Annotated in this window: 21 protein-coding genes and 2 pseudogenes; 14 read left to right on the top strand and 9 right to left on the bottom strand. The window is 70.6% G+C overall.

Going from position 1 to position 20,785, the window contains the following annotated elements:
• Positions 1-288 precede the first annotated feature (288 nt).
• A complete protein-coding gene (locus tag ABTY61_RS32765) occupies positions 289-1,215 on the bottom strand; it encodes a LysR family transcriptional regulator (protein ID WP_350508771.1) in 927 nt (308 codons plus the stop codon).
• Between the two features lie 119 nt (positions 1,216-1,334).
• On the opposite strand from ABTY61_RS32765, the gene ABTY61_RS32770 reads away from it, so the two are divergent.
• The 10 genes from ABTY61_RS32770 (at position 1,335) to ABTY61_RS32815 (ending at position 11,281) form a co-directional block, all read left to right on the top strand.
• The gene (locus ABTY61_RS32770; RefSeq protein WP_350508772.1) at positions 1,335-2,336 is read left to right on the top strand and encodes a fumarylacetoacetate hydrolase family protein; all 1,002 of its coding nucleotides are present in this window, start codon (positions 1,335-1,337) and stop codon (positions 2,334-2,336) included.
• Positions 2,333-3,298 (top strand): cyclase family protein, encoded by a 966-nt coding sequence (locus ABTY61_RS32775; protein ID WP_350508773.1) that lies wholly within the window; start codon positions 2,333-2,335, stop codon positions 3,296-3,298. The genes ABTY61_RS32770 and ABTY61_RS32775 overlap by 4 nt, the downstream gene beginning before the upstream one ends.
• 155 nt (positions 3,299-3,453) lie before the next feature.
• Positions 3,454-4,596: an FAD-dependent oxidoreductase gene (locus ABTY61_RS32780; RefSeq protein WP_350508774.1), complete on the top strand. Its 1,143-nt coding sequence runs from the start codon at positions 3,454-3,456 to the stop codon at positions 4,594-4,596.
• Entirely contained in the window at positions 4,593-5,609 is a 1,017-nt protein-coding gene (locus ABTY61_RS32785; RefSeq protein WP_350508775.1) for an amidohydrolase family protein, read from the top strand. The genes ABTY61_RS32780 and ABTY61_RS32785 overlap by 4 nt, the downstream gene beginning before the upstream one ends.
• A complete protein-coding gene (locus ABTY61_RS32790; RefSeq protein WP_350508776.1) occupies positions 5,606-6,553 on the top strand; it encodes a VOC family protein in 948 nt (315 codons plus the stop codon). The genes ABTY61_RS32785 and ABTY61_RS32790 overlap by 4 nt, the downstream gene beginning before the upstream one ends.
• A gap of 139 nt (positions 6,554-6,692) precedes the next feature.
• Positions 6,693-7,658 (top strand): fumarylacetoacetate hydrolase family protein, encoded by a 966-nt coding sequence (locus ABTY61_RS32795; RefSeq protein WP_350508777.1) that lies wholly within the window; start codon positions 6,693-6,695, stop codon positions 7,656-7,658.
• Between the two features lie 61 nt (positions 7,659-7,719).
• Positions 7,720-8,475 carry a CoA transferase subunit A gene (locus tag ABTY61_RS32800; RefSeq protein WP_350508778.1) on the top strand — a complete coding sequence of 252 codons (756 nt, stop codon included), beginning with the start codon at positions 7,720-7,722 and terminating at the stop codon, positions 8,473-8,475.
• The gene (locus ABTY61_RS32805; protein WP_350508779.1) at positions 8,472-9,113 is read left to right on the top strand and encodes a CoA transferase subunit B; all 642 of its coding nucleotides are present in this window, start codon (positions 8,472-8,474) and stop codon (positions 9,111-9,113) included. Before ABTY61_RS32800 ends, ABTY61_RS32805 begins: the two co-directional genes overlap by 4 nt.
• Before the next feature lie 41 nt (positions 9,114-9,154).
• Positions 9,155-9,625: a MarR family winged helix-turn-helix transcriptional regulator gene (locus ABTY61_RS32810; RefSeq protein WP_350508780.1), complete on the top strand. Its 471-nt coding sequence runs from the start codon at positions 9,155-9,157 to the stop codon at positions 9,623-9,625.
• An 81-nt stretch (positions 9,626-9,706) separates the two neighbouring features.
• Positions 9,707-11,281, top strand: a complete 1,575-nt coding sequence (locus ABTY61_RS32815; protein ID WP_350508781.1) for an MFS transporter — start codon at positions 9,707-9,709, stop codon at positions 11,279-11,281.
• Between the two features lie 220 nt (positions 11,282-11,501).
• Here ABTY61_RS32815 and ABTY61_RS32820 read toward each other — a convergent pair whose 3' ends face one another.
• From ABTY61_RS32820 to ABTY61_RS32830, 3 genes are all read right to left on the bottom strand, one after another.
• Complete coding sequence (locus ABTY61_RS32820; protein WP_350508782.1) at positions 11,502-11,666, bottom strand: hypothetical protein; 165 nt, start codon at positions 11,664-11,666, stop codon at positions 11,502-11,504.
• Positions 11,667-11,698: 32 nt separating this feature from the next.
• On the bottom strand, positions 11,699-12,244 hold the full coding sequence (locus tag ABTY61_RS32825; protein ID WP_350508783.1) for a hypothetical protein: 546 nt from the start codon (positions 12,242-12,244) through the stop codon (positions 11,699-11,701).
• A 651-nt stretch (positions 12,245-12,895) separates the two neighbouring features.
• Entirely contained in the window at positions 12,896-13,507 is a 612-nt protein-coding gene (locus ABTY61_RS32830; protein WP_350508784.1) for a TetR/AcrR family transcriptional regulator, read from the bottom strand.
• A gap of 71 nt (positions 13,508-13,578) precedes the next feature.
• On the opposite strand from ABTY61_RS32830, the gene ABTY61_RS32835 reads away from it, so the two are divergent.
• The gene (locus ABTY61_RS32835) at positions 13,579-14,064 is read left to right on the top strand and encodes an FBP domain-containing protein (protein WP_350508785.1); all 486 of its coding nucleotides are present in this window, start codon (positions 13,579-13,581) and stop codon (positions 14,062-14,064) included.
• 74 nt (positions 14,065-14,138) lie between these two features.
• On the opposite strand, the pseudogene ABTY61_RS32840 reads toward ABTY61_RS32835, so the two are convergent.
• The 3 genes and pseudogenes from ABTY61_RS32840 to ABTY61_RS32850 all read right to left on the bottom strand — a co-directional run.
• A pseudogene (locus ABTY61_RS32840) lies at positions 14,139-15,197 on the bottom strand (phosphoketolase family protein); the annotation flags it as partial.
• Positions 15,198-15,228: 31 nt separating this feature from the next.
• Positions 15,229-16,194 carry a helix-turn-helix transcriptional regulator gene (locus ABTY61_RS32845; RefSeq protein ID WP_350508786.1) on the bottom strand — a complete coding sequence of 322 codons (966 nt, stop codon included), beginning with the start codon at positions 16,192-16,194 and terminating at the stop codon, positions 15,229-15,231.
• 415 nt (positions 16,195-16,609) lie between these two features.
• Positions 16,610-17,353 (bottom strand): NADPH-dependent F420 reductase, encoded by a 744-nt coding sequence (locus tag ABTY61_RS32850; RefSeq protein WP_350508787.1) that lies wholly within the window; start codon positions 17,351-17,353, stop codon positions 16,610-16,612.
• Between the two features lie 157 nt (positions 17,354-17,510).
• On the opposite strand from ABTY61_RS32850, the gene ABTY61_RS32855 reads away from it, so the two are divergent.
• On the top strand, positions 17,511-18,359 hold the full coding sequence (locus tag ABTY61_RS32855; protein ID WP_350508788.1) for a LysR family transcriptional regulator: 849 nt from the start codon (positions 17,511-17,513) through the stop codon (positions 18,357-18,359).
• A gap of 386 nt (positions 18,360-18,745) precedes the next feature.
• Positions 18,746-18,946 (top strand): cold-shock protein, encoded by a 201-nt coding sequence (locus ABTY61_RS32860; protein WP_350508809.1) that lies wholly within the window; start codon positions 18,746-18,748, stop codon positions 18,944-18,946.
• 224 nt (positions 18,947-19,170) lie between these two features.
• On the opposite strand, the pseudogene ABTY61_RS32865 reads toward ABTY61_RS32860, so the two are convergent.
• Positions 19,171-19,260 (bottom strand): annotated as a pseudogene (locus ABTY61_RS32865) (IS5 family transposase); the annotation flags it as partial.
• 122 nt (positions 19,261-19,382) lie between these two features.
• On the opposite strand from ABTY61_RS32865, the gene ABTY61_RS32870 reads away from it, so the two are divergent.
• Positions 19,383-19,748: a hypothetical protein gene (locus ABTY61_RS32870; RefSeq protein WP_350508789.1), complete on the top strand. Its 366-nt coding sequence runs from the start codon at positions 19,383-19,385 to the stop codon at positions 19,746-19,748.
• Positions 19,749-20,127: 379 nt separating this feature from the next.
• Here the strand turns inward: ABTY61_RS32870 and ABTY61_RS32875 are convergent, their stop codons facing one another.
• Positions 20,128-20,769: an NADPH-dependent F420 reductase gene (locus ABTY61_RS32875; RefSeq protein WP_350508790.1), complete on the bottom strand. Its 642-nt coding sequence runs from the start codon at positions 20,767-20,769 to the stop codon at positions 20,128-20,130.
• Between the last annotated feature and the right edge of the window lie 16 nt (positions 20,770-20,785).

The following is a 20,785-nucleotide window of genomic DNA, read 5'->3' on the forward strand; positions in this document are numbered from 1 at the left end:
ACTGCCTGGATTTCGGACATCGCGGGCTTGGACGCGCTGACCGGTTCCCATCAGGGCTTCTGTGCCGCAGGGTGATGCCGCATCCACCGACCAGTGGGCCGCGTGCGGCAGTTGTCCGCTCGATGGCCCGGGTATGGCGCGCCCTCACGCCTTCTGCGTCGGATTCCCCACTCCAGAAGGGCAGTCGATGATGACCGCACCCCACCTCTCCGCGCAGAGCGTCGTGATGCACCAGCGCAAGCCGGCGGCGACCGCCCGCGACGCGCAGGACCCCCCGGCGGCCTGAGGTCAGGGCCGCGCCGCGGCGGCGTGGTCGCCGACCTCGGCGCCAGTCCGGGCGACGGCTTCGCGTAGCCAGCTGTGGGCCGCGTCCTGGGTGTGCAGGGGGTGCCACCACATGGCCTCGCGCACCGGCACCGCCTGGAAGGGGCAGGGCAGGACGCGGACGGCGGCCGTGCCGGCCATGCGGGTGGCCAGCCGCTCCTGGATCATCGCGACGCGGCCGGTGCCCTCGACCATGTAGGGCAGGAGCTGGAACGTCTGCACGGACACCTCCACCCGCGGGCTGATCCCCAGCATGCTCAACTGCCGTGCCGCGGGCGCGTCGTAGGGGCGCTGGTAGACCGCCCACGGGAGGGTGGCGAGGTCGTCGAGGGTGAGCTGCTCGCCGACCTGCGGGTTGTTCTCGGCGACGATGCACACCCAGCGGTCCTCGAACAGCTCGACGGCGGGGAACCCATCGATGATGCCGTGCGGCAGCAGCAGGCCGTCGACAGTGCTCAGTGTTGCCGCGGTGCTCTCCACGACGGCCGGGCTGCTCTGCTGGAAGGTGACCCGCACGCCAGGGGCGTCCTGGTGCAGCATCCGGGTCAGGGCGGTGCCGAAGACGGCTGCTCCGTAGTCGGATGCCAGCAGGGTGAACTCGCGGGTCTCGGTGGCGGGGTCGAACACGGCCTGGCTGCTGAAGACGCGTTCCAGCAGGTCGCAGGCGGTGGAGCTGCTGTCGCGCAGCACGGTGCCCAGCGGGGTGAGCTCGTAGCCGTTGCCGACGCGGGTGAGCAGGTCGTCGCCGAAGTGGCGGCGCAGCCGGGCCAGGGCGGCGCTCATCGCGGGCTGGCTCAGCCCCACTCGCTGGCCGGCCCTGGTGACGTTGCGCTCCTCCAGCAGGGCGCGCAGGGCCGGCACGAGGTTGAGGTCGAGTCGCGACAGGTTCACCGGGTCGTCTCCATCCACTCAATGGTATCCACCCGCTGGATCACCAGCATAAGCAACATTGATTTCCCTGATTGCTCGGGCAGGGCAACAGTAGACGCAACACACCGGAAGGAAACCCCGTGGCAACATCCCAGCAACCCTCCGTGCTCGACGTCCCCTTCGCCGTCGGCACGTTCGAGGCCCCCGGCGGCGGCGCGTTCCCCGGCCTGGTCGTGCGTGACCGGGTGCTGGACCTGCGCGCGGCACTGGCCGGTGCTCCGGGCGATGTGCGCGCACTGCTGGAGGACTGGGCCGCGAGCCTGGCCGAGCTGGCGGCACTGGCCGCCGACCCCGCGCAGGACTGGCAGGCCCTGGACGCACTGCGCGTGCACGCCCCCGTCGCCCCGCGTCAGGTCTTCCAATCCGGGGCCAACTATCGCCGGCACGTCATCGACCTCGAAGTGGCCCACCGGGCAGCGGACGACCCCCGCACCGAGGAGCAGGCCCGCGCCGAGATCGCGGCCCTGATGGACCGCCGCGCCGCCGAGGACCTGCCGTACGTGTTCATCGGGCTGCCCAGCGCGATAACCGGCCCCTACGACGAGGTAGTACTGCCCGCCTGGAGCAGCAAGCCGGACTGGGAGCTGGAGCTTGCCGTGATCATCGGTCGCACCGCGCACCGCGTCGGCACCGACCAGGCCCTGGACCACGTCGCCGGCTACACCATCGCCAACGACCTGACCGACCGGGCGACGGTCTTCCGCCGCGACATGCCGGCCATCGGCACCGACTGGCTGCGCTGCAAGAACGCCCCCGGCTTCACGCCGCTGGGCCCCTACCTGGTGCCGTCCGCGTTCGTCGCCGACCCCTCGGACCTGCAGGTCACCCTGAAGCTCAACGGCGAGGCCATGCAGGACGAGTCGACCAAGGACATGCTCTTCGGCGTGGCCCGGCTCATCTCCTACATCTCGCAGAGCGCGGTGCTGCTGCCGGGCGACGTGGTGCTCACCGGAAGCCCGGCCGGCAACGGCATCCACTGGGGCCGGCTGCTGCGCGAGGGCGACGTCATGGACGGCTCGATCACCGGCCTGGGCGCCCAGCGCACCCGCTGCACCGCCGAGCCCGCGCAGGCGACGCCGTGACCCTGGACCGCACCGCCCCGGAGGCGGAGATCGAGCGTGCCGCCAAGGCGCACTCCAACTGGGACCGCTGGGGCAAGGACGACGTCCTGGGCACGCTGAATTTCCTGGACGAGGCCAAGCGCCGCGAGGGCGCCGCGCTGGTCCGGCACGGTGTCAGCTTCTCGCTGTCGCAGAGCTTCGACATGAACGGCCCGCAGAAGGGCTGGCGGCGACGCACCAACCCGGTCCACACCATGCTGGACACCGGAACCGACGCGGCGCTGGGCAACCAGGGCTTCCCGCACGGCATCGGCGGCGCGGACGACGTGATCGCCATGCCGCTGCAGTGCTCCACCCAGTGGGACGGCCTGGGCCACATCTTCGACCACGGCAAGGCATGGAACGGCCGCCCTGCCGAGACGGTCGTCACCAGCGACGGTGACCTGGTCACCGGCATCGAGCACATGGCCCCCCATGTCGCCGGGCGCGGAGTGCTGCTGGACGTGGGCCGGGTGGTCGGCGACGCGCGCGGCGAACTGCCCGACGGATTCGCCGTCACCCAGGAACACCTGACCGCTACCGCCGAAGCCCACGGCGTGCGGGTGGGACGCGGCGACATCGTGGTGGTGCGCACCGGGCAACTGAGCCGGGCCCGGCGCAACGGCTGGGGCGAGTACGCGGGAGGACCGGCCCCGGGCCTGTCGTTCACCACCGCGGGCTGGCTGCACCGCACCGAGATCGCGGCCATCGCCACCGACACGTGGGGCTTCGAGGTGCGGCCCAACGAGTTCGATGTGGCGTTCCAGCCGCTGCACCAGGTCGCCATCCCCAACATGGGGCTGCTGATCGGCGAGATGTGGGACCCGGACGCGCTGGCCGAGCACTGCGCGGCCGACGGCGTGTACGAGTTCTGGCTCACCGCCGCTCCGCTGCCGATCACCGGCGCGGTCGGCTCCCCGGTCAACCCCATAGCCGTCAAGTAGCCCTCCTCCTCCCCGAACTGGCCGGGTGGGCGCTGCCATGGACAGCTCCGTCGCCCACCCGGCCCTCCCTTCCCGCACACCTCGGCCCCGCCTCGCCCCCCGTCAGACCCCCTGCCGCCCGAAGCCGTGCGGCCCCACCCCAGGGAGTTACCCCCATGACCAGCCCCCGCAGAGCAGACCCCCGCACGATCCTGGTAGTCGGCGGCGGCACCGCCGGCTGCGCCCTGGCCGCCCTGCTGCGCAAAGCGGGCCTGGCCGTCGACATGGTCGAGGCCATGGCCGACTGGAACGTGTACGGCTCCGGCATCACCCTGCAGGGCAACGCCCTGCGGGTGCTGCGCGAGATCGGCGTGTGGGAGCAGGTGCGCGCACGCGGCTACAGCACCGACGGCGTCTCGATCACCACCCCCGACGGCACCGTCCTGTTCACGCAGCAGGACGCGCACACCGGCGGTGAGGACCTGCCCGCCACCTTGGGCATGCAGCGCCCCGCCCTGCAGGAGATCCTCACCGAGGCGGTGCGCGCCGCCGGCACCGGCGTGCGCCTTGGCCTGACGGTCGAGGAACTGACGCAGGATCAGGACGGTGTCCAGGTCGTGTTCAGCGACGGCAGCACCGGCCGCTACGACCTGGTCGCCGCGGCCGACGGCATCAGCTCCAGTACCCGCACCATGATCGGCATCACCGAGAAGCCGGTACCCACCGGTATGGGCATCTGGCGCACCCCGGCCCCGCGCCCGGCCGAGGTCACCCGTACGCACCTGGCCTACGGCGGACCGGCGTTCATCGCCGGATTCTGCCCCACCAGCGAGACCACCCTGTACGCCTACCTGGTCGAACCCAACCGCGACCGCGCCGGCATCGACCCGGCCACCTACGCCGAGGAGATGCGCAAGCTCGCCGCAGGCTACGGCGGTCACTGGGACGCGATCCGCGACTCCATCACCGACTCCTCGCAGATCAACTACACCTGGTTCGACCGGCACCTGGTCGAGGGCGACTGGCACCGCGGCCGGGTCGTCCTGGTCGGCGACGCCGCCCACGGCTGTCCGCCCACCATCGCCCAGGGCGCGGCCATGTCCCTGGAGGACGCCTCGGTCCTGGCCGAACTGCTGGCCGGAGCCGACACCTGGGACGACGCGCTGCTCACCGCCTACCGCGACCGGCGCATGCCGCGTGTGCGGATGGTCGTCGACGCCTCCGTGCAGATCGGCCAGTGGCAGCTCGACGGGGTGCGCGACGCCGACGTGCCCGCACTGATGGCCCGCACCATGACCGTTCTCAAGGAGCTCCCGTGACCACCTCCGCTCCCACTGTCGACGTCCACGCGCACCTGCTGCTGCCGAAGGTGGAGGCGCTGGTCGCGGACGCCCCCGGGCTGGCCGCCGCGAAGGAGCTCGATGCCCGGCGCAACGGCGCCGCCTCGCTGGCTGTCAGCGGTCCGATGGTGCGCGACCGCATCCCCAGGCTCACCGACGTCAAGGCCCGTCTTGCCGCCATGGACCAGCAGGGCGTCGACGTCCAGCTCGTCTCGCCCTCTCCCTCGCACTACCACTACTGGGCCGACCAGGACCTGGCCCGCCGGCTCTACGAGACCGCCAACAGTGCGACCGCAGCCCACTGCGCCCAGGCCCCCGAACGGCTCCTGGGACTGGGACTCGTGCCCATGCAGCACCCGGAACTGGCGCTGCACGCCCTGGACCACGCCCTGGGCCTGGGCCTGCGCGGGGTGGAGATCTCCTCCCACGCGCCGGGACGCGAACTGTCCGACCCGGCCTACGAACCGTTCTGGGCCTGGGCGCAGGAGACCGAGGCGGTGCTGTTCCTGCACCCCTTCGGGTGCACCCTCGACGAGCGACTGGACCAGTGGTACCTGTCCAACACCGTCGGCCAGCCCACCGAGAACGCCGTCGCCCTGTCGCACCTGATCTTCTCCGGCGTCCTTGACCGCCACCCCGGCCTGCGGATCATCGCCGCCCACGGCGGCGGCTACCTGCCCACCCACATCGGCCGCTCCGACCACGCCTGGCGCACCCGCCCCGACGCCCGCTCCTGCGAACAGCCGCCCAGCAGCTACCTGCGCCGCCTGTGGTTCGACTCTCTGGTCCACGACCCCGCCGTCCTGCGAGAGCTGATCCGCACCGCCGGAGCCGACCGCGTCCTGCTCGGCTCCGACTTCCCCTTCGACATGGGCACCGAAGACCCCCTCGGCGCGCTGCGCTCCGCCGACCTGACCGCCACCGACTTCGACGCCGTGCGCGGCGCCAACGCCGCAGCCCTGCTGCGCCTGACCGAAGGAGTACCGCGATGACCGTTCCCACCGGACGCCTGCTCACCCACCTGCGGCACGTGGACCTGGCCGTGCCCGACTACGACAAGCAGCTCGACTTCTACGCCGGCGTCTGGGGCCTGACCAAGGTCGCCGAGGACTCCGGCATCTCCTTCCTCGCCGCCGAGGGCTCACCCGAGCAGTACGTGGTGCGGCTGCGCCAGGCCGAAGAGAAGCGCCTGGACCTGGTCTCCTACGGCGCAGCGACCCCCGCCGACGTCGACACCCTGGCCGAGCGGCTGCTCGCCGGCGGCGTGCAGCTGATCTCCCAGCCCGGCAAGGTCACCACCCCCGGCGGCGGCTACGGCTTCCGCTTCTTCGACGTCGACGGCCGCACCATCGAGGTCTCCGCCGACGTCGCGGCACGCGTCCACCGCCGGATCGAGGAGAAGGAGTCGATCCCGGTCCGCCTGTCGCACGTCGTCCTCAACTCCCCGGACATGGACCGCACCCGGCAGTGGTACGAGCAGCACCTGGGCTTCGCCCTGTCCGACACCCTGTCCTCCCCGCACATGGGCGAGGTCATGCACTTCATGCGGATCAGCAGCCAGCACCACTCCATGGCCATCGCCAAGGGACCGCACACCTCCCTGCACCACGTCTCGTTCGAACTGCGCGGCCTGGACGAGTACATGCGCGGCTCGGGCCGGGTGATGCGGCACGGCACCACCAAGGTCTGGGGCCCCGGACGCCACCTGGCCGGCGGCAACACCTTCAGCTACTTCCTGGACCCGCACGGCAACACCGTCGAGTACACCACCGAGCTGGAGCAGCTGGACGAGGACAGCTGGCACCCGCACGTCTACGACTTCTCCCAGCCCGAGGTCACCGACCAGTGGGGCACCGCCAACCCCATGAACGAACTGGTCGCCCGCGAGTCCTTCAACGACGTCGACCATGGCGTCTTCGTCGCCCCGCCGGTCTGAGCCCCCACCGCTCCAGCCCCCTGATCCCCGGGGGTGTGGCAGCCCGGTCGACCACCGGGCAGCGGGTCAACGCCCTGACTCCCCGCCGCACCCCCGGCACCCCGCTCTCCCGCCAGCCCCCCGCCCCTGGAGGACCCCCATGCGTTTCGCCAGCTACGTCCACCAGGGCCGCGAGGGCGTCGGCGTGGTCGAGGACGACGGCTTCCTGCACCCCGTCACCGGCCCCGGCACCCTGCTCGACCTGATCCGCAGCGGCCCCCGCGCCCTGCACGACGCAGGCGCAGCCGCCGCCGACGGGCCGGGGGCCGTGCACGTGAGCGAGGTGCGCCTGCTCGCACCGCTGCAACCGCCCACCATGCGCGACTTCGTCACCTTCGAGGAGCACGTCGAGGGCGTCCGCCGCTCCATCGACAACGCTGCGGGGGTGCCCGCCCAGTGGTACGCCGCACCGACGTTCTACTTCGGCAACCCCTACGCCGTCACCGGCCCCCACGACGACATCCCCATGCCCCCCGGCAGCCACGTCCTCGACTTCGAACTCGAGGTCGGCGCCGTCATCGGCCGCGAAGGCCACGACCTGACCCCCGAACAGGCCCGCCACCACATCGTGGGCTACACCGTCTTCAACGACTGGTCCGCCCGCGACCTGCAGTCCGCCGAGATGAAGGTCGGGCTCGGCCCCTGCAAGGGCAAGGACACCGCCACCACCCTGGGCCCCTACCTGGTGACCGCCGACGAACTGGAGCCCCACCGCGACGCCGACGGCTTCCTGCGCCTGGCCCTGACCGCCGAGGTCAACGGCGAAGTCGTCGGCCGCGACCTGCTGTCCAACATGAGCTGGACCTTCGAGGACATGGTCGCCTACGCCTCCCGCGGCACCACGGTTCGCCCCGGCGACGTCCTGGGATCGGGCACCTGCGGCAACGGCGGCTGCCTGGCAGAACTGTGGGGCGTCAACGGCCGGCAGACCCCACCGCCACTGCGCCCCGGCGACCGCGTCACCCTCACCGTGGAGGGCATCGGCACGGTCTCCAACACCGTGGTCCCCGGCCCGGCCCCGGTGCCGGTGCCGCCGGCCCGCCCGCGTCCGCGCACCCGCCCGTAGCACCGGGCCACCCCGGGTTCCCTCGCCGCGCGGCGCACCGTACAGAAAGGCAGTACCCAGCATGGACAAGGTCAGCCCCGACGCCGCCGCGGCCGTGGCCGACATCCCCGACGGAGCGTCACTGTCCGTCGGCGGCTTCGGACTCAGCGGAATCCCCGGCACCCTCATCACCGCCCTGCACACCCAGGGCGCCGGCGCGCTGACGGTCGTGTCGAACAACTGCGGCGTCGACGGACAGGGCCTGGGCGTGCTGCTGGCCGCGGGCAGGATCGTGCGGGTGACCGGCAGCTACGTCGGGGAGAACAAGGAGTTCGCCCGCCAGTACCTGTCCGGGGAACTGGAGGTGGAACTGGTACCCCAGGGGACGCTGGCCGAGCGGCTGCGCGCCGGCGGCTGCGGCATCCCCGCCTTCTACACCCCCGCGGGCGTGGGCACCCAGATCGCCGAGGGCGGACTGCCGCTGCGCTACGCCACCGACGGCACCGTGGCGGTCGCCTCCTCACCCAAGGAGACCCGCTTCTTCGGCGACCGCGACTACGTCCTGGAGCACGCCATCACCACCGACTACGCCCTGGTACGCGCCTGGCGCGGTGACCGGCACGGCAACCTGGTCTTCCGCAAGGCCGCCGCCAACTTCAACCCCCTGGCCGCGATGGCCGGACGCATCACCATCGCCGAGGTCGAAGAACTCGTCGAACCCGGCGACCTGGACCCCGACACGGTCCACCTGCCCGGCGTCTTCGTCCAGCGCGTGGTCGCCTTGACCGCCGAGCAGGCCGGCGACAAGCAGATCGAGAAGAGGACGGTGCGCCCGTGAGCTGGAACCGCGAGCAGATGGCCGCCCGCGCGGCCACCGAACTGGCCGACGGGTCCTACGTGAACCTCGGCATCGGCCTGCCGACCCTGATCCCCGGCCACCTTCCGCGATCGGTGCACGTCGTCCTGCACTCGGAGAACGGCATCCTGGGCACCGGCCCCTACCCCACCGAAGCCCAGGTGGACCCGGACCTGATCAACGCCGGCAAGGAGACCGTCACGGTCCTGCCCGGCGCCTCGTTCTTCGACTCCGCCCTGTCCTTCGGCATGATCCGCGGCGGCCACATCGACACCGCCGTCCTGGGCGCCATGCAGGTCTCGGCCACCGGGGACCTGGCCAACTGGGCCGTCCCGGGAAAGCTGGTCAAGGGCATGGGCGGAGCCATGGACCTGGTCCACGGCGCACGGCGCGTCATCGTCATCATGGAGCACACCGCCAGGGACGGCAGCCCCAAGATCGTCGAGACCTGCACCCTGCCGCTCACCGGCCGCCGCTGCGTCGACCGCATCATCACCGACCTGGGCGTTCTCGACGTGACCGACCAGGGCCTGGCCCTGGTCGAGACCGCACCCGGGGTGAGCGCCGCGGACATCACCGCGGCAACGGCCGCGGCACTGCGGGACCAGCGCACCAGATAGCTATGTTGACATAGGTATGTAGGCATACCTAAAATGTGGGGGTGCCTCCCACCAGCGCGTCCGCGACGGACATCAGCTCAGTAGCCTCCGGGCTCGCCGGCGTCCTGCCCGCGCTGAACCGTGCCCTGGACCGGCGTCTGGCCCTGGACTTCCCCCACGCGGAGCCCTCGAAGAACCAGCTGGCACTGCTGCGGCTGGTCGGCGAACACAGCGGCATCACCGTGCGCGACGCCGCCGAGGCCCTGCTCATCAAGCCGAACAACGTCAGCGCCCTGGTCACCCAACTGGTCGACGAAGGACTGCTGGAACGGCGCCAAGACGGCGCCGACAAGCGCATCGCCCACCTGCACCTGACCACCGAGGCCCTGCGCCGGGTCGCCGTCCTGGAACACCTCGTCCAGGGCTACGTCGCCGACGCGCTTCGCCACCTGTCCGACGGGGACATCGCAGCCATCGGCTCGGTGCTGTCCGCTCTCGCCACGCTGCCGAACCGCATCAGCGCAACCGACTGAGCAGGACCACCAGGCCGGCCCCCGCACCACGCGGGAGCGCCGCCGCCTCACCATCCCTCCCTTGAGAAACACGGCACCGTCATGTCCTCCACCACCGTGGACCGCTCCACCCTGCCCGAAAGCCCTCCGCACGGCCGCCGCGCCAACCCCTGGCTGACTCTGACAGCCGTGGCCTTCGGCCTGTTCATGGTCGGCCTGGACGGCAGCGTGGTCTCCATCGCCAATCCCGAGATCGGCCGGAGCCTTCACGCCACCACCGCCGACCTCCAATGGGTCACCAACGCCTACCTGCTGGCCCTGGCCGCCGCACTGATCCTCGGTGGCAAGCTCGGCGACCGGTTCGGCCGCCGCACCTTCTACATGATCGGCGTCGCCGGCTTCACGGCCTCCTCCGTCGCGATCGGCCTGAGCGGCTCCATCGAAGGCGTCATCGCCTTCCGCGCACTGCAGGGCTTCTTCGGCGCCCTGCTCATGCCCAACACCCTCGGCCTGCTGCGCGCCGTCTTCCCGCCCAGGAAGTTCGGCATGGCCGTCGGCATCTGGGCCATGGTCTCCTCGGTCTCCACCGCGCTCGGCCCCATCCTCGGCGGACTGCTCGTCGAACACGTCAACTGGCAGTCCGTGTTCTACATCAACGCCCCCATCGGCCTCATCGCCCTCGCCTTCAGCGCCCTCGTCCTGCCCCAGTCCAAGAACTCCACCGGCCACCACCGCTTCGACGTCCCCGGAGTCCTGCTGCTGGCGCTGGGCATGCTGATCCTGGTCTTCGGCGTCGTCAAGGGCGAGACCTGGGGCTGGTCCTCCGCCACCACCCTTGGCACCCTCGCCGCCGGCCTGGTCGTCCTGGCCCTGTTCTGCTGGTACGAGACCCGCATCGAACACCCCCTGCTGCCGATGCGCCTGTTCCGCAGCCCCGCCCTGAGCATCGGCACCGCCATCACCGCCATCAACTTCTTCGCCCTGCTCGGCGTCATCTTCTTCGTCATGCTCTACCTGCAGAACGTCCGCGGCATGACCCCGGTCCAGGCCGGCGTGCGCACCCTGCCGCTGAGCCTGGCCTCCGTCGTCGCCTCACCCCTGGGCGCCAAGCTCACCGAGCGCTACGGCGCCCGCCTGACCATGCCCGCCGGGATGCTGCTCCAGGCATGCGCAGCCTTCGGCATGCTCACCTGGGGCATCCACTCCTCCTACACGGCGATGTGGCCTCCGTTCATCGCCCTGGGGCTGGGCGTGGGCATGGTGATGGCCGCCTCCTCCGACGCCATCGTGGGCAGCGCCCCGGTCAAGGACGCCGGCGTGGCCGGCGGACTGCAGGCCACCGCCCTGCAGATCGGCGGCGCCCTGGGCACATCCGTCCTCATATCCCTGATCAGCAGCCGCGTCAGCAGCACCCTGGCCACCCAACTCACCACGGCCGGAGTCCCCGCAGCGACGGCCCAACACCTGGACGCGGCTAAGGACGCGGTCGCGATGGGGATCGCACCGGTCTCCAACAGCATGCCCACGCAGCTCAGGTCGGCCGTCGTCGAGGGCAGCGGACACGCCTTCATGAACGGCGTCCACACCGCGGCACTGACCACCGGCATCCTGTGCCTGCTCGGCGCGATCGTCGCCGTAGCAGGAATCCGCCGCACCACCGAAGCCGCCCACCACTGACAGCCGGTGGGCCAACCGCCCGGCGGCGGCACGGGACACCTGAGGAGGTCCCGTGCCGCCGACCGGCACGGCCGCAGCAGTCCCAGGCTTCCTGGTCCGTCTCCCCTGCACCTGCTGGCTGCCCGGCCGGGCCGCCGCGGCGATCATGACGGCCGGCGTCGCCATCCACACGGTGGGTTCGCTGTGGCACGCGGCCGGGTCGATGGAGCTGCGGGTCACATCAGAGCCACTGTTCCGCGGCCAGGGCCAGCAGCAAGCCGCCACACATGGCCATCAGCGCCATGGGATACCAGCTCGGATAGGAATCGGATCGCTTCTTCTTGACGGCCGCTGCCAACGCTACGGCAATCTGAACTGACGAAATCAGGATGATGACGAACCTCATGTGACTCCCTCGTGAGCCGTATGCAGGCCGGGTCAGCAAACGAATTCGGACACGAGGCCTGAAACCCCGCCGCCGGTCGCCAGCGCAATGGAGAGCGCATTGGCCGCCTCGGCGGATATCGCGATCCCCACCACTGTGATCCCGCCGAGGGCTGCGGCGGCCGCAAAAGCGGCCGCCCCGATGGTGTACACCGCGGCCATCGCACTCCAGTGACAGAACCCACGGACCCCAGGAGCGGCACCGGCGGTGGTCCCGGCCAGGACGAAGCTGCCGTCAACCTCCCTGGTGAGGGTGAGGACCGACGTCCCGTCACTGTGGACCACGGCACTCTCCCCCGTGGCAAGGCTGCCCTTGGCCGCCCTGATATCGGCCACCAGGCGATCGACCAGCCCCTGGTCAAGAACGGCCCCCGGCTGCGGCGAGGCCACGGCGGCGGCGCCCCTGTACGGCGCCGGTACGGCCGGGGCGGCGGAGGCCGTCGGCGCCACCGTCGTCAGGACGGCACCCGCCGTCACTGCCGCGACACCGGCCATGGAAAGTCGCTTCAAGAACGACAGGCGAAGCAGGGAAACGATCATTTTCTGTTCCTTTCATCGACTGGGATCCAGCCCCGGCCCGGGATCCATGAATGCCGGACCCCGAGTACCCGCGGAACTGTCAGTACCCGGACCCGGAAGGTCGCCTGATCATCCGTGGAAGAGTCACCGGAAGTGACATCCGTGAGGCGCCTTTGACCGGGGCCTCCGACGGAAGAAGATCGCGACTCGAGGAATCTATCCGCGGCCCGGGCAAATTGGTCCCGCCACTCCCCGGAACTTCCTGCAAGCCCACGCCGCGCCCCGCAGGTTCGTGCAGCCTGCGGGCCGTCGCCCGAAGACTGCTCCCGTCTCCACAGGATCGCGTCGATCACCTACAGGTGATCGCGCCCCCTCCCGCCCCGCTTCGACGTCCGGTGTGCAGCACGGGGTCGTACGCGGCCGGCGCCGAGACGCTCCCGGAATTCGCCCGCTTCCGGTCCTCCACGCCCCCTACGACCGGCACCGCGGGCACTGGTCGATCCGCGGCGTGCTCGGCCCCGACGGGCATCACGACGCCTGCCCCTGGGCGCCCGGGCCCGGCCTGGACGACAACGCGTACACCAACGCGCGCGACCTGCTGCGACGCCTCGGTCACCCGGCGCGCCACGAACTGCTCCGCCACACCGCCGGGTGCCACCTGCGGCGCACCGTTCACGGCTCCACGCTCAGCCCGGTGGCGCACTCCTGGGTGCTCACCCGCTTCGGCCAGTTGCGCAGCAGGGCGTCGAGGGCGTCCAGGACCCGCGACCAGGTCTGCTCGGTGGTGCGCGGGGTGTGCTGGAAGCTCCCGGCCCGCTCCAGGGCCACGTAGCCGTGGAAGGTGCTGCCGAGCAGGCGGACGGCGTCGGTCTCGTCGGGCTCCGCGAGGTCGTAGCCGCGCAGGATCGCGCGGGTCATCTGCGAGTGCCGGACGGCAGCGCTGCCCAGCGCGGTCTCGTAGTCGAGTTCGAGCTGTGCGGCGGCGTAGCGGCCGGGGTGTTCGCGGGCGTAGTCGCGGTAGGCGTTGGCGAAGGCCACCAGGGCGTCCTTGCCGGCCCGTCCGGCCAGGGCGGCGGCGACCCGGTCGGCGAGTTCCTCCAGGGCGAGCAGGGCGATCCTGGTCTTGAGGTCCTGGGAGTTCTTGACGTGCGAGTACAGGCTCGCGTCCTTGACGCCGAAGTGCCGGGCCAGTGCCGAGACGGTGACCTTGTCGAAGCCGACTTCGTCGGCCAGTTCCGCACCTGCCCGGGTGAGTCGTTCCGTGTTCAGTCCTACGCGTGCCATCTGCTTCCCTTCCGTCGCCTGGGCCCATTATACGTTTGCCTAATCCTCCTAGGTAATTTACGTTGCTCCCTATGAAGCCGATGACCGAGCAAGAGATCCGTTCCGCCTTCGTGAACTGCAGCAAGGGCGAGGCGAAGCGTCTGCACGTACCCCGCGACCTGACCGAACTGGCCTGGGACGACCTGGACTTCCTCGGCTGGCGCGATCCGCAGGCGCCCGATCGCGCCTACCTCGCGGCCGAGTTGGACGGCCGGACCGTGGCGGTCGCGCTGCGCTCCTCGAGCGCCGCCTCCTGGCAGGCCAGGCGCAGCATCTGCTCACTCTGCGTCACCACGCACAGCGGGGGCGTCTCACTGCTGGTCGCACCGCTGGCCGGGAAGGCCGGGAAGCAGGGCAACTCCGTCGGCGCGTACATGTGCACCGACCTCGCCTGCTCGCTCTACGTGCGCGGCAAGCGGGAGGTCGGGGTCCGGCTCCACGAGTCGCTCACCGTGGAGGAGAAGATCCGGCGCACGGTGGCCAACCTGGCCGCCTTCGTCGCCAAGGTCACCGCCTGACCGGGGCGGGGTCTCCCCGGGACCCCGCCCCCGGCCGGTGCGGGAGTACCGCACGCCGGGCGCCCGCCCGGCGGTCAGTGCTGCCACGTCCAGTCCGTGACCTCGGGCAGGTCGGTGCCGTGTTCACGGATCCAGTCGTGGTGGCGGCGGCGCCGGTCGACCATCTGCTGGCGGACGGCCGCCGTGCGCACCGCCAGGCCCGGGACGCGGTCGATGACGTCCATGACCAGGCGGAACCGGTCGACGTCGTTGCGCACCACCATGTCGAACGGGGTGGTGGTCGCGCCGGACTTCTTGTAGCCGCGCACGTGCAGCTGCGGGTGGACAGCCCAGCGGTAGGCCAGGCGGTGGATCAGCCACGGGTAGCCGTGGTAGGCGAGGATCACCGGGTGGTCACGTGTGAACAGGGCGTCGAACTCGGCGTCCGACATGCCGTGCGGGTGTTCCTCCGCGGGCATCAGCCGCGCCAGGTCCACCACCCACGTTGACCACCCGCACGCGCAGGTCCGGCAGGTGACGGCGGAACAGGTCCGCTGCGGCCAGCACCTCCTGGGTCGGCACGTCACCGGCGCAGGCCAGGACGACGTCCGGCTCGCGGGCGCCGTCATCGGTGCCGGCCCACTCCCATACGCCGGCGCCGCGGGCGCAGTGGGCCCGCGCCTCGTCCAGGGTGAGCCAGTCGAAGCAGGGCTGCTTGCCGGCGACCACGACGTTGACGTAGTCGCGGCTGCGCAGCACGTGGTCGGCGGTGACGAGCAGGGTGTTGGCGTCCGGCGGGAAGTACACGCGCACGGCTTCGGGGCTCTTGTTGAGGACGTGGTCGACGAAGCCCGGGTCCTGGTGGGAGAAGCCGTTGTGGTCCTGGCGCCAGACGTGCGAGGTCAGCAGGTAGTCGAGCGAGGCGATCGGCGCGCGCCAGGGCAGTGCACGGGTGGTGCGCAGCCACTTGATGTGCTGGTGGACCATCGAGTCGACGATGTGGACGAACGCCTCGTAGCAGGAGAACAGGCCGTGGCGGCCGGTCAGCAGATAGCCCTCCAGCCAGCCCTGGCAGGTGTGCTCGGAGAGGATCTCGCCTTCCCGGTGACGGTGTAGACCTCCTGCAGCCGGTTCGAGGCGGTCTCGTCCGGGCCGCCCCAAGGCCCCGGGCTCACGGCGGGTTCGTCAGACCCAGTTCCGGTCCCGCGCCGCCAGAGCCGCCTGGAAACGGTTCGACGCCCCGAGCCGGCGCATCAGCGCTGCGACGTGGCCGCGATAGGCACGCAGGGACATCCCCAACTCCCGGGCCCCGGCCTCGTCCTTGTCGACGCGGGCCATGACGCGGAGGACTCGCCGTTCGATGTCGCTCGGGAGCTCTCCCCCCACTCCGAAGGACTGCGCCCAACGGCGCTCGAAGAGGGCCAGGAGGTTGGCCAGCAGCGCCGGTTGGCGGATGACCAGCGCGCCGCGGGTGATGTCGTCGGGGTCGATCGCCACCAGGGCGGTACGACGATCGAAGATCACCATCCGCTCCAGCCGGCCTGCCACACTGCGGACCTCGGCGCCCGCCCGCTCCAGCTCCCCGGCGAAGCGGTCGACCTCCTGGCAGACCAGCGCACTCGTGTGCAGGATGGTCCGCATCCGCAGCCCGCGCCGCAGGTACTTCAGGTCCCGGGACCTGACCTCGTCGAGAGCGGCCGCGAGGATCGGCCCCGGATGCGTGGTCAGCCGCTCCTCACGCGTGTAGAAGGACAGCTCGTCGACGCATTCGATGACCTGGTCGAGGCCTTCGACGCGCTGGAGCTCCTCGGATCTCCCCCGGCCTCCGGCCCTCTGGTCCTCCAGCAGCCCGTCCACCAGGTGACGAGAGGAGGCCACCTGTCGGATCTCGCTCTGCAGCCCGTGGATCCGAAGCCGTGCCAGGCGTTCGACAGCGGCCCTCGGGTCGGTGCCGGTGACCACGCTCTGGCCGGTCGCGGTCACCATGCCGAGTTTCTGCAGCCGGATGACGGCCGCCTCCGCGACGTCGTAGCCGATTCCACGGTCGAGGGCGATCGCGGTGATCGCGATGCCGGGCGAGCGCAGGACCAGCCGGTACACCGATTCTTCGTGCTCGCTGATGCCGAGTGCGGCGAGGGCGTTGTTTTCCACCGGATCCCCGGAAGCTAGACGGAACGGAGCAGCCCTCTGATCAAGGTAAACGGCTACCCAAAGATGATCCAAGGACGAGCCGCGACACCCTAGAGGAATTCGCCTCCCCACCGGCGGGACCAAGGTCATGGATCCTTGCAGGAACCTGTAGCAGCAGCACGCGTGGGGCCGCAGGAAGTTCCCGCGGAATCCCATCTCCTCCGCCTTCGGAAACGGACAGGTCGAGCACAGGCAAGCCTTGCACCCCTGATCGGGGGAATCGGCACACCGGGAGAACCGGCCGGTCCCGAACCCGCGACCAGGGGAAGAAAGGCCAACGGTGAACGTGCGTACCGACGGTGCGGCTCTCGTCGAGTTCCGTGATGCCGAAGGCATTTCGGAGCGTGAGCGCACACGAGGCACCTGGCCGAGTGCGCTACATCCGGAATCCTGCGGGCCCACGGACCGCGGCGGCAGCCAGTTCCTTGACGCGGGCGGCGGGTACGGGCACGCCCGACGCTGCCTGGGCCCAGGCCACTACGTCCGGCACGGTGGTGAGGCCGGCCGGTGGCTGTCCCACGTACGGGATGGCGTAGAGCGGGGTATTGGGTTCGCTGCGCCAGCTCTCCGCCAGTGTGCCGAGGTCCACCGTGTCGAAGCCGAGGACGTCCAGGAGGCCGGCGGCCTCTTCCCTGGCTGCCGGGTCGTCGCCGGACAGCGGCAGCGCGGTGCGATCGTGGGCGCCGGCGGGCCGGAACAGGTCCAGCAGTTGCCTGGGGCCGATGTTGTGCAGTGCCTTGACCACCCGGGCTCCGGCGAGGTGGCGCTGGACCAGCTCGCTGGAGGTCAGCTCGTTGCTGTCGAGTTCCGGAATCCTCCATTCGGGCTTCAGCAGGGCGTAGTTCATCGGGTCGATCACGGTCTTGCCGGCGAGTTCCGCGTGGGGCAGTTGCTTGTGGGCGGTCAATGGCACGGCCGCGATGACCAGTTCGGCGGCCAGCGCCGCCTCGGCCGGGGTGGCCGCGTGCGCCCGCGGACCGAGGTCGGCGACCAGGCCGGCCAGGGTCTGCGGGCCGCGCGAGTTGCTCAGCACGACGTCGAGGCCGGCGTCGACGGCGCGGCGGGCGAGCGCTGCGCCGACCGCGCCGGTGCCGATAATGCCGAGGGTCGAGGTACTCACGTGTCTTTCTCCGTTCAGGTCTGCCCACGCGCTGCGACATCCGGCGTCCGGACTCGCTGCGGCGGGCTGCTCATGACCCATCACAGCCGGGTTGACCTGTGTGAACAATGATCAGAGGCTCCCTGCAGCGATCACATCGCGTGATAGGTTCGACGGTGTGGAGCTGCGAGCGCTGCGATACTTCGTGACCGTCGCCGAGGAGTTGCACTTCGGCCGTGCGGCCGAGCGGCTGCAGATCGTGCAGCCGGCGGTCAGTCAGCAGATCGCCCGGCTGGAGCGCGAGCTCGGCGTTCGCCTGCTTGAGCGCACCTCACGGCGGGTCCGGCTCACCCCGGCCGGCGAACGCGTTCTCGCTGCCGCCCGGGAGGCCCTGGCCGCCGCGGCGCGGGTACGGGTGGTGGCCGGGGATTCGGTGGCCGGACTGCGGATCGGGGTGGCCTCCTGCGTGACCCCGCGACTGGACCGCGCTCTGGCCCGCCTGCGCGAGAGCGAACGCCGCGCCGAGCCGAGACTGGTCGTCCTCCCGGTGACCGCACGCCTCGACGCCGTCCGCGACGGCGAGCTGGATCTGGCGCTGGTTCGCGGCACCCTGGCATCCACGACGCTGACGGTGACGCCCGCCTGGTCCGAGCCTCTGCACGCGGTGATCTCCCGCGAACACCCGGCGGCCGGCAAGGCCACGGTAAGCCTGCACGACCTCGACCCGCACAGCCTCCACCTGCCCGCCCGGGACAGTGACCCGCCGCTGCACGACGCGATCCTCGCCGCCCTGCCCACGGCCCCGTCGCGCCCGCCCGCCGGGGACCTGCTCAACGCGGCGTTCGAGGTGAGCCGAGGCGGGCAGGCCTGGACGCTGATCCCGGCCGAGCAATTCGCCGGGTCGCTGCCCGACCGGTTGCTACAGGTTCCGTTCGATCCGCTGATGACCGTCGACGGCCACGTCGTGACCTCGCTCGCCACACCGGATCCGTGGGTGGCGTCGTACGTGGCCGCGTTCGGCGACTAGCGCCTGTGTGGGCGCGTCACGGACAGCTTCCTACCGGATCGCGCCTTCAGGCAGGCGCGAGATCGCAGCATTGATCACAACATCACATGGGCCCTAGATTGACGGCCAGTGGTCCGCTGACCTGAGTTCATGGAGGGGACATGGGGTTCTGGCCGTCCAAAGGTGACAAGCAGGACGCGGCGGAGCGCGACGCGCGGGAGCACGCACCGCTCTCGGCGGCGGACGTCGAGCGCATTCGGCAGGAGATCGCCGCACTGGGCGACCTCGCCGCGGAGTTCACCAGACGCGCCGCCAAGCTGCAAAGTCTCCTGCCTCCGCGCACGCCCTCACCTGCACCCGCCACCGCACCACAGGATCGGGTCGGCCCGCATCGAAGCACCGGCACGGTGAAGTGGTTCGACAAGGAGAAGGGCTATGGCTTCATCACACCGGACGAGCAGGGCCCCGAGGTCTTCGCTCATTACTCCGAGATCGAAGTCCCTGGTTTCCGCGAGTTGACCGAGGGGCAGCGCGTCGAGTTCGAGATCTCCCCGGGTCCGAAGGGCCCCCAGGCCGACCGCATCCGCCTCCTGGCCGACCGGCTCTGACCCCTCGGCCGGTACACGGCCTCACCTTCGACACCCCAATCGGTCACTGCAAGCAGAGGGCGGAGGTTGTCCGACGCGGCACCAGGGTCTGCGCAAAAGTTGATCTTGAATTGCGATGATCACGGCGTGGCGCAAGGGGACTTGACGGGCCGGCAGTGGGCACGGCCGAACTGTTCATTCGTAGCCCGGTTACATCCTCGACGAGAACCATATGAACGACGTGGGACATCGATACCGAGGCCGGCGCCGTGGTCGATCGCTTTGGTGCGGTAGCCGCTGCCGACCCAGGCCTTGGCGATGTGGGGATGGGCGGCGATCGACGTCCACGAGGACGCGGATGACCCCGAGAAGTTGTGCCGATGACCGAACCACCCCACACTCGGCTCAGAGAGCACTCTCGCAGTCGCTCCCCATGATCGGAAAGGACTCCCGACTCATGACACGCACTTTCCTCACCCGCGCCCTCGCGCTCGCCACCGCACCGCTGCTGGCCACCGGGATCGCGCTCTCCACCGCCGGAACCGCCCACGCCGACGTTGGCGTGGTCCAGGTCCAGTTCACCGGTCCAAACGTATCCGTGCTGGACGAGGACACGTTTGACAACCTGAGCGCACCGCAGACGGACACCAATGCCATCCCGCAGGGCGCCACCACCGCCACCGTGACCAATCTGACGGATGAACCGGTCACCGTAAGTACGGCGGTCGGGAATGAAGTTCAGATTCCGATCGGCCTTTCTACCCCTGTCGGCTTGTCCCGTGCGGCGACGTTTCTTTCTGTCGTGGCGCCTGCGGGCCTCTAGCCTCGATCTCCGTGGCGGTCCGTCGCCTCAACCGGCGGGCCCTTTCGGCTTGTCGGGCAGGTGGTGCACAGGCCGATGGCCTGGATGATCCCGCCGGCTGAGGAAATCGACCCGAGGCTCCCGCCGACCGGGGCGACACATCACAACCGGTCCCCCGGTCGGCGGCGGCCCTTGCGGCGTTGCTGCCCAGAAGGCGTTTGGTCGTGCACGCTGCCGACCGCTTCGGGGCCACCGCGAAGGTGGCGGGGCCGCTCGCGAAGGAGCGGTTCTGGCTGACCGTCAGGTTCTCCGGTGCGGGTCCGCCTCTTTCGGCCAACTGCTTGAGCAGGGCGTCGATCCGGGGGTCGAGCGACACGGTGGGCACCCTCCCAGGTTCTGTTCAGCGGGCGACCGAGATCGCGAAGGGGGTGAACCCGCTGGACCGGATCACGTGGGGGACGAACAGGATCGCGGCTTCTGTTGCGCGGGCGGTCCGGATTCCGCCGAGGTCGGTGATCCACTCCGTGCGCCAGCCGAGGCCGGTGAGCAGTGCGCGGACGGTCTGCTTGGCCTGCGGGTCGTCGCCGGAGAGGAACGCGGTCGGCGGCTGGGTGAGCGTGGACGGTGCGGTCATCACCGGGAAGAGCATGGTGTTGAGCGTCTTGACAACGCTGGTTTCGGGGAGCGCTGCCTGGAGCTGCTCGGCGAGGCTGGAGCCGGGGTGGAGCAGGTCGGCGGGCAGTCCGTCCGGTCCGTCGGTGGTGGCGTTGGAGACGTCGACGAGGATCTTGCCCTGTAGTTCGGCGCGCAGGGCGGTGAGACGTTCCAGTGAGCCGGCGCCCGGGGTGGCGTTGATGACGACCCGGGCTGCCCGGGCGGCGTCGGCGGCGGCGCCCGGCGTGCGGTCCGCCACGGTCACCTGATGCCCCGCCCGGGTGAGGGCGGCGGCCAGGTTGCCGCCGACGCGGCCGTTTCCGAGTACGGCGATGTCGAGTGTGGCGATGTCGTTCATGGGGATGTCGTTCATGGCGATGTCGTTCATGGGGTTCGTTCCTCTG

This window comes from Kitasatospora sp. NPDC096128, from assembly GCF_040303105.1.
Classification (GTDB): domain Bacteria; phylum Actinomycetota; class Actinomycetes; order Streptomycetales; family Streptomycetaceae; genus Kitasatospora.